This window comes from Kitasatospora sp. NBC_00458, assembly GCF_036013975.1.
Taxonomy (GTDB): domain Bacteria; phylum Actinomycetota; class Actinomycetes; order Streptomycetales; family Streptomycetaceae; genus Kitasatospora.
The window spans coordinates 949379-963630 of the sequence record NZ_CP107904.1 but is presented as its reverse complement, the minus strand read 5'-3'; the positions used below and the strand labels follow the sequence as shown (position 1 = coordinate 963630).

9 protein-coding genes are annotated in these 14252 nt (G+C 72.7%); 1 reads left to right on the top strand and 8 read right to left on the bottom strand.

Features of this window, described 5'->3' with window-relative positions:
• Nucleotides 1-17: 17 nt before the first annotated feature.
• The 3 genes from OG550_RS03500 to OG550_RS03490 form a co-directional block, all read right to left on the bottom strand.
• A complete protein-coding gene (locus OG550_RS03500; protein ID WP_327674365.1) occupies nt 18-1151 on the bottom strand; it encodes a cytochrome P450 in 1134 nt (377 codons plus the stop codon).
• A gap of 199 nt (nt 1152-1350) precedes the next feature.
• Nucleotides 1351-4068 (bottom strand): acyl-CoA dehydrogenase family protein, encoded by a 2718-nt coding sequence (locus OG550_RS03495; RefSeq protein WP_327674363.1) that lies wholly within the window; start codon nt 4066-4068, stop codon nt 1351-1353.
• Nucleotides 4069-4104: 36 nt separating this feature from the next.
• Entirely contained in the window at nt 4105-7242 is a 3138-nt protein-coding gene (locus OG550_RS03490) for a non-ribosomal peptide synthetase (protein ID WP_327674361.1), read from the bottom strand.
• Nucleotides 7243-7849: 607 nt separating this feature from the next.
• Here OG550_RS03490 and OG550_RS03485 point away from each other — a divergent pair.
• Entirely contained in the window at nt 7850-8575 is a 726-nt protein-coding gene (locus OG550_RS03485) for a phosphatase PAP2 family protein (RefSeq protein WP_327674359.1), read from the top strand.
• A 73-nt stretch (nt 8576-8648) separates the two neighbouring features.
• On the opposite strand, the gene OG550_RS03480 is transcribed toward OG550_RS03485, so the two are convergent.
• From OG550_RS03480 to OG550_RS03460, 5 genes are all read right to left on the bottom strand, one after another.
• Nucleotides 8649-9953 carry a glutamate-1-semialdehyde 2,1-aminomutase gene (locus OG550_RS03480; protein ID WP_327683676.1) on the bottom strand — a complete coding sequence of 435 codons (1305 nt, stop codon included), beginning with the start codon at nt 9951-9953 and terminating at the stop codon, nt 8649-8651.
• Nucleotides 9954-10054: 101 nt separating this feature from the next.
• Nucleotides 10055-10612, bottom strand: a complete 558-nt coding sequence (rfbC, locus tag OG550_RS03475) for a dTDP-4-dehydrorhamnose 3,5-epimerase (RefSeq protein ID WP_327674357.1) — start codon at nt 10610-10612, stop codon at nt 10055-10057.
• Entirely contained in the window at nt 10609-11979 is a 1371-nt protein-coding gene (locus tag OG550_RS03470) for a polysaccharide pyruvyl transferase family protein (RefSeq protein ID WP_327674355.1), read from the bottom strand. The genes rfbC and OG550_RS03470 overlap by 4 nt, the downstream gene beginning before the upstream one ends.
• Nucleotides 11976-12923, bottom strand: coding sequence for a glycosyltransferase family 2 protein (locus OG550_RS03465; protein ID WP_327674353.1), 948 nt, complete (start codon nt 12921-12923; stop codon nt 11976-11978). Before OG550_RS03465 ends, OG550_RS03470 begins: the two co-directional genes overlap by 4 nt.
• A complete protein-coding gene (locus tag OG550_RS03460) occupies nt 12920-14251 on the bottom strand; it encodes a hypothetical protein (RefSeq protein WP_327683675.1) in 1332 nt (443 codons plus the stop codon). Before OG550_RS03460 ends, OG550_RS03465 begins: the two co-directional genes overlap by 4 nt.
• Between the last annotated feature and the right edge of the window lies 1 nt (nt 14252).

The following is a 14252-nucleotide window of genomic DNA, read 5'->3' as shown; positions in this document are numbered from 1 at the left end:
CGGCCGCCGGTTTCCGGCTACTTCCAGGTCACTGCCAGCGGCAGACACACTACGCCGTTCAGGAAGTTCGAGATGAGGTGCTTGGGGTCGCCGTCCAGGGAAAAGGATCGCACGTTCTTTCGCCAGAGATCGAAGAATATCTTCATACCGAGTCCGGCGACATGCTGACCGATGCACCGGTGGACGCCGAGTCCGAATGCGAGGTGACGGTTCGGGGAACGGTCGGGAATGAAGCTGTACGGATCCGCGAAAACCTCCTCGTCGCGGTTGGCCGAGGCGATCCAGGCGGAGACCAGGGACCCCGCCGGGATCCCGGTGCCGGCCAGCACGGTGTCCCCGGTGGTGCGCCGCAGGACGTGGTTGACCGGGCTCGCCCAGCGGAGCGCCTCGTCGACGAACCGCTGGTCGGTCTCCTCCTGGCGGGTGAACCACGACCACAGGTCGTCGTCGCCGGCCAGCAGGATCAGCGTCTGGTTGATGGTCTGGGGCACCGTCGGATTGGCGCCCATGAGGAACGCGTACGCGTTGAGCAGCGGCACGTTCCGGTCCTCGTCCGCCACCACGCGGGCGGTGGCCGGGCAGCGGCCGCTCACCGAGTCGGCGGGCGGGGAGTTCTCCAGGACGTCCCCGAGCACGGTCATGATGGTCGTGTGCGCCTCGAAGAGGGCGAACCGGCGCTGGTACTCCGACCCGGCCGGGTCCACCCCTCCCATCGCGCGGACCGTCGCCCGCCCCGTGACGGTCCACTGCTCCTGGGGAATGCCCATCAGCATTCCCGTGATCGTCATGGGCAGGGTGACCATGGCGTCGCAGAAGTCGAAGGACTCCCGTCCGCGGATCGTCTCGAAGAGTTCCGACATGCGGTCCGTGATGCTCTGCTGGAGGCGCTGTGTCGCCGGCACCGTCATCAGCGGCGTGAAGACGCGTTTGACGTCGGGGTGCAGCGGCGGGTCCGTGAGGTGGATGGCCGCCCCGGCCGCCACGTCGCCGTCTCCGCGCACCGTGAGCATGGTGCTGTAGGCCGAGGAGAACGTCGCGGGATCGTTCAGGACGTCACGGACGTCCTCGTACCGCACGGCCGCGAGGAAATCCTGGCCGTCCGGGGTCCGCTGCCGCGTGAGACCGTCGCTCTTCCGCAGATCCTGCCACACGGAATGCATGTTCCGCACCGCGTACTGGGATTCCTCGTACAATTCCTGGGAAATCGTGTCGGAGGGTTCGGGGCCCGTGAGGGAAACGCGCATCGAAAGACCACCTTCGCATGGGATTCACGACACTCGAAAACGCTCGTACGATCCGGTGGAGCGTGGAATCGTCGTCGGCGGCGGGCCGCCGGAACCGCAGTCCGGGTCAGTCGTCCGTCACCGTGCCTTCGTGGTCGAGCAGCCCGATGTTCTCCGCGCACCTCATGTAGAAGCGCGAGGCGACCGACCACTCGGTGATCCCCTGGGCGCCCAGGACCTGCATCGCGGCCCGCACGACGCGCACCAGGGCGTCCTGTTCGACGAGTTCGAACCGGGAGAGGACCCCCTCGTCGGCGTCCGCCACGTTCTCCGCGATCTCGTGGAGGCGTGCGCCCAGGGCGTTCAGGTCGGCGTACCCGCGGATCAGCGGGAACATCAGGGCGTCGAACTCGACGAGGTTCCGGCCGAACTGGGTCCGGGTGGAGGCGTGTTCCCAGGCGCTGCGGAACAGGCCGATGCCGAGCCCCAGCACGTAGCCGGCGTGGCGCAGCCTGCACGCGGGGGAAGGGCAGCCGTCGTGGGCGGTGCCGCCGTCGCCCGCCTCGGCCGCGCGGCCCGGGAGCGCGCACGGCCGGTAGGCGTTCTCGTAGCCGAGGTACCCCAGGCTCAGGTTGACCGCGCAGCCGACGGTGAGGCCGAGGCCGAGGCCCCCCTCCTCCTCGGGCCGCTCGATCGCGTCGAGGCCGAGCTCCGCCAGGGTCGCCGCGAGCGCCGTGCGCCGCGCCGGCGAGTGGGCGAACAGCGGCTCCACCCGGACGCCGGCGCCGACGGGTTCGAGGACCTCCAGGACGGTGTCGACCAGCTCCCCGCCGAAGAGGTGCAGGATCCCGAGGCAGCGCCGGGAGTACTCCTCCTTGAGGTCGGCCGAGATGGTGGACAGCATCATCTCCGAGGTGCCGGCGGACAGCGTGAGCCCCGGCGACTCGGTCAGCCCCGAGAACAGCTCCTCGTGGACCAGGTCGTCGACGCCGGTGGCCCTGCCGAGCGTGCTCCAGTGGCGGAGCACCTCGTGCCCGACCTGCTGGCAGGTCTCGCTCGTGTACAGCTTGGCGACGGCGGTGTCGATGGCCTTGACGTCGGCCCGCAGGAAGACCTCGGTGGCGGAGCGGGCCAGCGTCGTGGCGCACTCGACCTGGCCTTCGAGGCGTTCCAGGCGTTCCGCACTCCGGGGCCGGCCGGCCGTCCCGCGCAGCGCCCTGAGCCACCGCGCCGCCCGGACGACGTGGTCGATGCCGGTGCGCTCGATGGCCAGCGCCCCGTCCAGCAGGGCCCAGCCGCGGCCCTCCTCGCCCACCCGGCGCCAGCTCTCGACCTCGACGTCCTGGAGGCGCACCCGGCACATCCGTTCGCGCTGCACCGTTTCGACGAGCTCGACGGTCACGCCGTCCGCGGCCAGGTCGACGACGAAGAGCGTGATGCCGTCGTACTTGCTCCCGCCCTCCCCGGTGCGCGCGGACACCAGCGCCGAGCCCGCGAGGTCGCTGTAGATGCTGAACACCTTGACGCCGTTGAGGACGTAGCGGTCGCCGCGGCGCTCCGCCCTGGTCCGGAGCGCCGCGAGGTCGCTGCCGGCGCGCGGTTCGCTGTAGAGGACGGTGGAGAACTCCTCGCCCCGGCTGATGCGGGGGAGCAGTTCGCGCTTCAGCCGCTCCGAACCGGACTTGAGGACGAAGTTCCCGACGATCTGCACGGTGAGCGCGTACACGAGGTCCGGCAGGCCGGTCGAGCAGAAGCCCTCGAACAGCTCGATGGCGAGCCGCGTCGGGGTGCCGCCGCCGCCGAACTCGCGCGGCCAGTCGGGCGTGAGCAGCCCGCGCCGGCCGAGCTCCCGGTAGGCCTCGGCGATGGCGTCCGGGTCCATCCGGCGGGAGCGGATCACGAGGTCGCGCCAGTGCGGCGTGTCCACGAGCTTCGCCAGCGAGGCGTGTAGGTCGGCCGCGTCGGGCTGGTGGGCCTCCCCCGACTCGCGGGTGTCGTGGGCGTCGTCGCTCCCGCGGGTGCGGCGGGCCTCGTCCGGCCGTCCGGACCCGGCGGCGGGGTGCTCCTCCCTGATGATCCGTTCGATCGCCGCGACGTTGCCGGCCTCGCCGAGCAGGCCGTAGTGGTCGCCGGGCAGGTCGTGGATCCGCACGCTGCCCGTGGTCGCCGCGCTCCAGTCGGACTTGAGGGACTCCACGGCGCGCACCGAGACGACGTCGAGGTCGCCCGGTGTCGGCTGCCACCGGCAGACGAGCCGTCGGTTGCGGGTGAAGATCTCCAGGCGCTCGGTGAGCGTCTCCGGATCCATGTCCAGCACCGCGGCGGCTTCCGCGGGCGTCTGCGCGGTGACCTCGGCCTCGCGCCCGCCCTGCCGCAGCACGTCGAGCAGGAAGCCCTGCACCGCTTCGGCGGGTGTCCACACCGGGACGTCGCCGCACGCCCAGGTCGAGTCGAGGAGCACGACCCCGGGGCGGTTGCCGCGCTCCGCGAGCAGGCAGGCGACCTCCCAGGCGAGGGCACCGCCGAACGACCAGCCGCAGACCACGTCGACCGCGGGGACGTCCGCGCCGAACCCCTCGACGTAGCGCCGGGCGAGGTCCTGGACCGATTCGACGGGTCCGCCGTCCGCCGGCGTCCGCGAGGACGCCTCCAGCCCGAGACACCTGTGGTCGGTGAGCCGGTGGACCAGCGGCTGGTAGGCCAGCAGACTGCCGCCCACGGGGTGGGCGAACAGGAGCACCCGGCCGGAGGCGGCCGAGAGGCTCAGTTCGATGGGGCTTGATGTGTCCGCCGCCGCCGACCTCGTTCGGAGGTAGGCGTTCAGGCGTTCGCCTTCACGTTGCATCACACGTTCCCTGCCGTTGCGATCGGGGACCGGCCGTCACTCCGCCAGGAGCCGGGTGACGTCCTCTTCGGTCATCTCCTCGATGGCTTGCTGGAGTTCCTCGGGGGACAGACTCGCCAGCCTGGAGCGTTCGACCTCCAGGGCCAGGCTCTGCACGCTGGAGTCCGCGAAGAAGGCGGCCAGTGAGACGTCGGTCGCGAAGATCTTCTTGATCTTGGATATCAGCTGGGCGGCCTGGAGGCTCGTCCCGCCCAGGTCGAAGAAGCTGACGTTCTTCGCGAAGTCGGTGCGGCCGAGGATCGGACCGAACGCCTGGGTCATCATCCGGCGTTCGACGTCCGTGAGCCGGTCCGCCTCCTCCGGTTCGGCGGTGGCGTCCACGGCCGGCAGGGCGCGCTCGTCGATCTTGCCGCTCGCGTTGATCGGGAGCTCGTCCAGCAGCACGAACTTGGCCGGCACCATGGTGGACACGAGGTGCCTGCGGCAGTGCTCGCGCAGCGCGTTCTCGGTGACGTCGCCCGCCCCGCCGGTCGCGCAGTACGCGACGACCCGCTTCTGGTCCTGCTCCTGCTGGACCTGCACGAAGACGTTGAGCACCCCGCGGGCGCCGCGGACGGCGCTCTCGATCTCGCCGATCTCGATGCGCACGCCGTTGATCTTGACCTGCTTGTCGGCCCGGCCGACGTACACCAGACGGCCGTCGCCGTTGTGCCGGGCGAGGTCGCCGGTCAGGTAGAGACGGGCCGAGGGGTCCTCGGAGAACGGGTCGGGGATGAACCGCCGCCGGTTGTCCTCGTCCCGGTTCCAGTACCCGGCCGCCAGTCCGACCCCGCCGATGGCCAGCTGCCCGATGACGCCCTGCGGCACCGGCACGTTCCGCGCGTCCAGCACGTACGCGACGTGGTTGTCCATCGGGGCGCCGATGGGCAGGGCGGCGGTCGTCAGCGGCTCCTTGAGCTCCTCGACGATGCTGGTGACGGTGCACTCGGTGACGCCGTACCCGTTGAAGATGCGACGGCCCCGGCCCCAGGCCCGTACCAGCTCGTGGGAGAAGGCCTCGCCGCCGACGAACACGATCCGCAGGTCGTCGAGCGGTGCCGGGTCGAGCAGCTTCATGACCGACGGCGGCAGGTCGGTCACCGTGACGCGGTGCTCCTCCAGGAACCGCTGCACGCCGGACATGTCGAGGCGCATCGCGGACGGCACGAGGTGGAGCGACGCGCCCGTCAGCAGCGCGCCGAACATCTCGAAGACCGACACGTCGAACCCGCACGAGGCGTAGCCGAGGAAACGATCCTGCGGAGTGAGCTCGAAGAGCGTCCGGACGTTCCGGATGAACCCCAGGATGTTGTCGTGGGTGACGAGCACGCCCTTCGGCGTCCCCGTGCTCCCCGAGGTGTGCATCAGGTAGGCGACCGAGTCGCCGCCGGGGGCCGCCCCCGGGAGCGTCGTCGCGGCCGGGAGGTCCGCCGGCAGGCGGAACTCCAGCCCGGGCGCGACACCGGCCGTCGTCGCGTCGCAGACCACGCGCTGCAGGTCGGCGCCGCCGATGATCGACGCGATGCGGCCCGGCGGGTTCATCGCGTCGATCGGCACGTACACGGCGTCCAGCGCCAGCAGCGCGAGGACGGTCGCGGGGAAGTCGGGGGACGGTTCGAGCGCGACGCCCACCCGGTCGCCGGGGCCGACGCCGGACGCCGCGAAGTGGGCGCGGAGCGCCTCGGCGCGGTGCCGGAGTTCGCCGTAGGTCAGGGTCGTGTCGGCCGTGCTCACCGCCGGGCGCTGCGCGTGCTCGTCCGCGACGGCGCAGAAGTGCGTGAAGACGTTGCCGCCGGGCGACGGGAATTCCGGGCCCTTTCCGAGAACCGCCTGAACCGCGCGGGATTCCTCGTCACGGGCCCACGACTCGCCGATGGTGGCGTCCGGCAGGGAAATCGCCCGGCGCAGGATCCCGACGAAGGCGCGCTGCATCGTGGCGATCGTCGCCGCGTCGAAGACGTCCGTGTTGTACGCGGTGTGGATCTCCAGGTCCGCGCCCTTCCGGGTGACCGTCCAGGACTGGAAGAACTTCGCGTGCGTGGTGTCGGGCTCGTTCTCGACCGCGGTGATTCCGTCGAGCTTGAGCGGCTCGGCCCATTCGTTCATCGTCAGCGTGTACTGGAACAGGGTGGAGCGGGCCGATTCACGCTTGACGCCGGCCCCGGCGATGATCTCCTCAAGGGGGAGCCGCCCGTGGGCCTGGCCGTCGCGGAAACGGCGCTGCACGTCCGCGAGGGATTCCCGGAACGTCGTGCCGGGGTCGATCCGGAAACGCAGCGGCAACATGTTGATGAAGAAGCCGATCGTTCTTTCGCATTCGACTTCGGAGCGGTTGGCCGTCGGCATTCCGAAGATGACGTCCTCGGACCCCGAGTACTTGCTGAAAAGACAGCCCATCGCCGTGGCGTAGACGGTGATCGGCGTGGTCGACAGGGACGAGGCGAGGTCGTTCACCTGTGCCGCCAGACCCGGCAGGGTGGTCACCTCCGCGGCGCCGGCGTAGGTCGTCTCGGGCGGAAGCGGCCGGTCACCGGGTATGTCCATGACATCGACGTCGCGGAGCGTCTCGGACCAGAAGTCCACGCTCTCCTGCCACGCCCCCGCGCTCATCCGCTTACGCTGCCACAGGCTGAAGTCGGCGAACTGGACGGTCGGGGGCTCTACTTCGGGCAGGGTGCCGGCCCGCCGGGCGTTGTACTCCTGCTCCAGCTCCTCGAAGAAGATCGCCGTCGACACGCCGTCGAAGACGATGTGGTGGACGACGAAGCCGAAGTGGTGGAGATCCTTCCCCACCGTGACCAGGGTGGCCCGCCACAGCGGGAACTCGGTCAGGTCCAGCGGGGTCTCGGCGAGTTCGGCCATGATCCGGTCGGCTTCGCCCTCGGATTCCACGCTCGTCCGCTCGATGACGACCTCGGGGGATTCGACGATCCCCTGGAAGTACTCGTCGTTCTCCACGAGGACGTGGGTCCGCAGCGCCTCGTGCCGCATGACGATGCTGGTGAAGGAATCGGTCAGGGCCCCGATGTCGAGGTCGCCTTCGAGCCGGAACAGGAAAGCGACGTTGTAGGTCGACAGGCCGCTCCGCAACCGGTCGACGAACCACAGTGTGTTCTGTGAATGAGAAAGCAGCACATTGTTCCGGTCCTGGCGAGGGCTGGGCCCTTCGGTGATCCTGGAGCGCGCGCGTGCCAGGATGCCGGCAAGGGACTGCTTCTTACTCAATGCGGTACCGTCGTGCGCTGAACTCACACAAAGCTCCTTGACGTCGAGTGGCGACCAAAAGCAGCAGTTCTGCGGGCATTTCAGCAGTGCGGGTACGGGAACGTGCAACCGGAAAATGATGTTGCGACCCCGGGGTATCCTGCCGCATTGACACGGCCAGGTCAAGGTCAAACTGGCCCGAGGACAAGGGATCGGGGGCTCGTACACGTCCGGCTGTGGCGCGGTGTCCGCCGAGTTTCTCCTGGATGGGGCCGGAATCCCGGCGCATCGACGGCGGAGTTAAAGATTCCGTTTCCGTCGTTCGGTCGCGTGGAACGGGGGGCGTGGAACGGGGGGCGGGGATCGCGCGCGAAGGCCGGCGGGCCCGCCGGTGCGGGGCGCCTCCCCCGCGGCGGAGCGACCGGCGGGCCGCCCGCCGTGACCCCCGGCGCCGCCCGCCGGAGCCCCGGCCCGGTCCGGGCGGAGCCGTTCCCGTGAACGGCTGCAGGCGCCGGTGGGCCGCTGACATACTCGGCCCATGCCTGAAGAGGTGGAGCCCGATCGGACGTCAGGACCGGTGCGTGCGGCCGGCCGCCGGCCGGCGGCCGTGGTGCTGCCCCCGTCGCTGCGCGCGGGGCTCGGACTGGTCGCGGCCCTCGCGGCGCTGCTGGTCCTCGTGCTCGGGATCCGGTACGCCGGCGAGGGCGGGCCCACCGCGGTGGACGCGCGGATCCAGGCGGAGGTGGACGGTGTGGGGCCGCCGTGGCGGTCCGTCGCGCTGGCGGTCGACGCCCTGGGGGAGCCGGCGGGAGCCGCGGCGCTGGTCGTGGCCATGGTGGCGGGCTGCCTGCTGCTCCGGCGTCCTCGCGCGGCGGTGCTGGTCGTCGCCGGCGCCGGAATCACCGTGGGGGCGACGACGCTGCTCAAGCACCTGGTGGGACGCACCATCCACGGCGGGTACCTGTCCTACCCGAGCGGGCACACCGCCTTCGCCACGGCGCTCGCCGTCGTGGCGGTGCTGCTCGCGACCCGCCGCCGGGGCCGGGACGGGCTCGGCGGCGGCCCCGGCGGGCGGACCGGCGTCCTGCTCGTGCTCGCCGCGGCGCTGCCCGCCGGCGCCGTCATGGGCTGGGCGCAGGTCGCGCTGGGCGCGCACTACCCGACCGACGCCTTCGGCGGCTGGTGCACCGCGCTGGCGGTGGTGCCGGCGACCGCGTGGTCGGTCGACCGGACGGCCGAAGTCGTTCTGCGGGAAGGGCGCTGACGTTGCGCCGTGTTACGTGACGTCAGGCCGGGCCACGTCACGCCACACCACGGTGGCGTGACGCGACGGGACGTCACGCCAGGCGGCGGAACACCGGCTTCACCGGCCGACCGGCGAGCCAGGGGGCGGGGTCGGCGGCGTCCAGCGCCTTCCGGTACACGGCGCACGCCCGGGCCACCACGTCGACGGTGTGCGCGATGTCGGCCTCGTCGAGCGCGCTGCTCACCACGAAGGACGGGGCCAGCACTCCGCCCGCGAGGAGCTGGCGCAGGAACAGGGTGCGGTACCGCTGCGACGGCTGCAGGTCCTCGTCGAGGGTGGCGAAGACGAGGTTGCTGGCCCGGCCCCTCAGGACGAGGTGGTCGCCGACGCCCTCGGACGCGGCGGCCTCGCGGACACCGGCGGCCAACCGCTCGCCGAGGGCGTGCAGCCGGGCGGTGACGCCCTCCTCCCGGTAGGTGGTCTGCACGGCCATCGCGGCGGCCAGCGAGTGCGTCTCCGCACCGTGCGTGGTGGACACCAGGAACACCCGGTCGCCGGAGTGCCGCAGCCCGCCCAGCTCCATCAGGTCGCGGCGCCCGGCCAGGGCGGAGACGGCGAACCCGTTGCCCAGCGCCTTGCCGAAGGTGGAGAGGTCGGGGACGACGCCGTACAGGCCCTGGGCGCCCGCCTCGGACCAGCGGAAGCCGGTGATCATCTCGTCGAAGACCAGGACGCAGCCGTGCCGGTCGGCCAGCTCGCGCAGGCCGGCGAGGTACCCGGGCGGCGGTTCGGCGTGGCCGGCCGGTTCCAGGACCAGGCAGGCGACCTCGTCCCGGTACCGGGTGAGCAGCTCCTCCGTGGCGGCCAGGTCCCCGTAGGGGAACGCCACGGTGAGCTCGGTGGTCTCGGCCGGAATACCGGCGGACAGCGGAGTGGTGCCGATGAACCAGTCGTCGACGGAGAAGAACGGCTGGTCGCCGCAGACGGCCACCCGCGGGCGCCCGGTGACGGCGCGGGCGAGCCGCACGGCGGCGGTGGTGACGTCGGAGCCGTTCTTCGCGAACTTCACCATCTCGGCGGTCGGCACCGTGGCCAGGAAGCGTTCCGCCGCCTCGACCTCCACGATCGACGGCCGGACGAAGTTGCTGCCGCGGTCGAGTTCCCGCCGCACCGCCTCCAGGACGCGCGGGTGGGCGTGGCCGAGGCTGACCGACCGCAGGCCGGAGCCGTACTCGACGTAGCGGTTGCCGTCGACGTCCCAGACGTGGGCGCCGCGGCCGTGGCTGATGACCGGCGCCAGGTTCTCGGGGTACTGGTCGTCGCCCTTGGCGTAGGTGTGGGCGCCGCCGGGGACGAGCGCGTGCAGCCGCTCGTTCGCCCGCCGCGACCGGGGCAGGCTGAACCCGTCGGCGGCGTCCTGCGGGCCCCGGGTGTCGCGGCTGTCGGGGGTGTCGGGGCTGTCGGGGGTGTCCCGGGCGTCCCGGGTGTCCTGGGTGTTCACGCCGGCCGCCCCTCGTGCCGGAGGACCTCGGCGAGGCTCGGCGCCTTCCGGTCCCGCTCGGACACCGACACGGCCGGCAGCGGCCAGGGGACGGCGAGTTCGGGGTCGTCGAAGGCGATCGTCACGTCCTCGGCCGGGTCGTGCGGGCGGTCGATCCGGTACGAGACGTCGGCGGTGTCGGTCAGCGCCTGGAACCCGTGCGCGCAGCCCGCCGGGATGTACACGCTCACCTGCGTCTCGCCGCTCAGCTCGAAGAAGGCCCGGTTGCGGTAGGTCGGCGAGTCCGGCCGCAGGTCCACGACGACGTCGAAGACCTTCCCGTACGAGCAGCGCACCAGCTTGGCCTCGCCGGCGCCGGAGCGCAGGTGCAGGCCGCGCAGCACGCCGCGGACCGAGCGGGACACGCTGTGCTGGACGAAGGCGTCCGGGTCGAGGCCGACCGAGCGGACCACCTCGGCGTCGAACGTGCGGCAGAAGAAGCCGCGCTCGTCGGCGTACGGCGTCGGTTCGAACAGGTACGCGCCGGCGATCGCCGGGACTTCGGTCACCTTCATGGAGCCTCCCGTGGGGCGTGGTCGTGGGTGTGGTCGTGTGCGTGGGCACGGTTCTGCGGGTGGCCGTGGTTCCGGCCGCGGTCCCGGTCCTGTTCCCGGTCCCCGTCCCGGTCACGGCCCTGTCCCCGGTCCTGGGCACCGGAACGGCCGCGGCCGCGGCCGGCCGCCGGGAAGACGGCCGCCGTCAACGAGCTGAACTGCCCTTCCAGCTCCCGGCGGGCGGCCAGGTTCCGCTCGGCGAGGGTCCGCCGCAGCTCCGGCGACTGCTTCTCCAGCGCCCGGAACTGCTCGATCAGCCGGTCGGCGTCGACCTCGCGGGCCGGGTGGCAGTACTCGCCCAGCCCCATCCGGGCCATCAGCGCCTCGCTCTTCGCCGCGTAGCTCAGGGCGAGCGTCGGGGTGCCGGCCTTCAGCGCGCAGATCAGGTTGTGGTACCGGGTCGCCACCACCGTGTCGGCGGCGGCCGTCTCCCGCATCAGGTCGGCCAGCGAGGCCGGCGAGGCGGCGGTGAGCAGCGGCGAGTCCACCGCGTCGAGGATCGCGGCGACCACCGGTCTGTCGACGTCGTCGCCCATCAGCAGCCGGACCCGTCTGCCGTCCTCGACCAGCGCGCGGACGAAGCGGGTCGTCCCGTCGAGGTAGCGCCGGTGGATCTCCTCCGCCCGGGCGCGGTCGTCGTTCCCGCCGTGGAAGGCCATGACGCCGACGCAGACCGGGCCCGCCGGGCCGTCGGGCGCGTCCGGCGCCGGCGTCGGCGCCGGCAGGGAGAAGGCGAGGTCCGGGTAGACCTCGTCCCGCCGGGTGTCCACGCCCATCGCCCGCATCGCCTCGCGGGACGGCGCGTCCCGGTACGACCGGTAGGCGGCCAGCCGCGCCGACCAGCGCACCAGGGCCCGGGTCGGCCGGCTGCGGATCCAGGCCGCGCCGACGCTGACCAGCGCGACCCGGGTGCCCAGCAGCCGGCCGCTCGCGCAGAGCAGGAACAGCGCGTACGGGAAGCCCCACGGCCGCAGCGGCAGGGTGGCCTCCAGGACGCCCATCCCCGGCACGATCACCACGTCGTGCCGGCGCACCCAGGCGGCGGTGCGGACGGCGTCGACGAGCTTGCCGAGGCCCTTCGCCGCGATCGAGCCCGCCCGCGACGCGGTCCGGTACTCGCCGCGGTACCAGTGCAGCCGGGTCGCGGGGATCCCGTACCGGCTCGTGACGGCCTCGGGCCCGCCGCACAGCGCGTCGACGACCGCGTCCGGGTGCTCGGTGCGGAGGTAGCCGAGCAGGGCTTCGAGCGAGCCGTCGTTGCCGAGGTTGCCGGAGCCGAGCAGGCCGAACACCCCGACCCGCACCGGGGTTCTCCCGGTGGCCGTCATGCCCGCCTCCCCTCGCGCCCGGCGACCAGGGCGTCCACGGAGACGGAGAGCCGGTCCGGGTCGACCGGGGAGCGGTCCTCGACCCGCTCGCCGGCGCCCGGCCGGGCCCGGCTGGCCGCCCAGGCGGCGAGGTGGCCGTAGCACGCGCGCCGGTCGGCGGGGGACAGCGGCACCCGCTGGATCGTCGCGACGAAGCCCCAGACGTACTCGGCGAGCAGCCGGGGCGTCGGGTGCAGCGGCCCGGCCCGGCGCGGGTCCAGGTTGACGCACCGGGAGCGCTTGGAGGGGTTCGCCCGCTCGGCGCGGGTGGGGTGGTCGCGGCGGAAGTACAGCAGCTCCGGCACCTGGTGGAAGCGCCCGCGCAGGCCGATCTCGGCGACGAAGGTGCGGTCCGCGTGGTGGTAGCTGTCGAGCGGCTTGACCCGGCGCAGCACGTCGGCCCGGATCACCCCGTAGAAGTCGTCGCCGCCGGGTTCGAACAGCATGCTGCGGAACCGCTCCGGCGCGTGCGGGGAGCCGGTGGCGAGCCCGTAGTCGTAGGGGACCTTCACCCGGCCCTCGCCGTCGATGACCGCCTGGTCGGCGTGCGCGAGGATCACGTCCGGCCGCTCGTCCAGCGCCTCCACGCAGCGCAGCAGCAGGTCCCGGGCGTACAGGTCGTCGTGCGAGGCCCACTTGAACAGCTCGCCGCGGCACTCGGTGAACACGTGGTTGTGGTTCGGCGAGGCGCCGATGTTCCGGGGCAGCCGGAGGTAGCGGATGCGCGTGTCCCGCGCGGCGTAGCGGCGGCAGATGTCCTGCGTCGCGTCGGTCGAGGCGTTGTCGGAGATGACCAGCTCGAAGTCCTCGTAGGTCTGGCCGAGCAGGGCGTCGAGCGACTCGGCGAGGTACTCCTCACCGTTGTAGACGGGCAGCCCGATGCTCAACCGGGGTACGGCGGTCATGGAGTCCTCACTTCGGGGATGCCGTCCTCCACACGGGGGACGGGAGTTCGGTGGTGCTCGCGCAGGGCGGCCCTCAGCTGCCACCACCACACGGCCGAGCCGCAGGCGGTCGCGGTGGCGACGCCCCAGGCGGAGCCGGCCGTGCCGGCCAGGGCGGCTCCGCCGAGCCCGCCGCCGAGGTAGCAGGCGGAGGCGAACAGTTGGCAGCGCAGGCTGCGCCGGGCCGCGGCGAGTGCGCGCAGGCCGGCCGCCGCGCCGCTGCCGAGCCCGGCCCCGGCGACGCCGAGGGTGGCCGGCACGATGAGCTCCGAGGACGAGTGCCAGACGTCGCCGAGGACGAGCTCGCCGATCCGGTCCGGCATCAGCAGCAGCGCGGAGCCCCACAGCAGCGCGGCGGCGGCCTGCCCGCCGCCCAGCCGGAGGCAGAACCCGCCGAGCCGGTCCGGTGCCTGCCGCAGCACCCGGGCCGCCTCCGCGACGGTGACCAGGGACAGTCCCATCAGCAGGGCGAGGAAGGGGCCGAGCAGGAGCTCGGCGCCCCGGACCGTCCCCACCGCACCGACCCCGACGATCGCGCCCAGCCCGTACGCCCGGAGCTGGCCGGCGGCGCTGAGGCTGACGTTCTCGGCCAGGTACCGGGTGCCGAGGTCGCGCTGCTCGCGGAGCCACCCGCGGGCCGCGGTCACCCGGGGCCGGATGCCCGACTGCAGGAAGCCGTACCCGGCGGCCACCGCGGCGGCGGCGCCCCAGGCCAGCAGGAAGGCGGCCACGGTGTTGACCCGGGACGCCACGACCATGGCCGGGACGAGCGCGACGCCCTGCACGAGGTCGTTGGTGAACGCCTTCCGCCCGGCTCCGGCGGCGAAGAACGCGAACCGCCGGGAGTCCTGGAGCAGCAGCGCCGGCAGGGCGGCGCCGAGGCAGACGAACGCGGGCCCGATCCGGCCGCCGAGGCCGAGCCCGATGAGCGAGCAGACGGCGCCGAGGGAGGAGCCGATGACGAGCGCGGTCCCCGACGACCGGGCCGCCGCGGCGCGCCAGACCGCCTCCGGCACGCCGCTGAACCGCACCATCAGCGGGTCCGTGGCGAGCCCGCGGGCGACGTTGAGCACCAGGCCGTAGGTCAGCCAGGCCAGGCTGAACACGCCGAACGCGGTCACCCCCAGCGAGCGGGCCACGAAGACGCCCACCGCGAAGTTGGTCATGCTGGAGACCGCCTGGTCGGCCAGTCCCCAGGACAGCCGGCCGGCGACGCTCCGGCCGGAGGTCCGGCGGGCCCGCCCGGGCGGGCCCGCCGGTTCCGTCCTCCGCTCCTCCTCGGTGCCCATC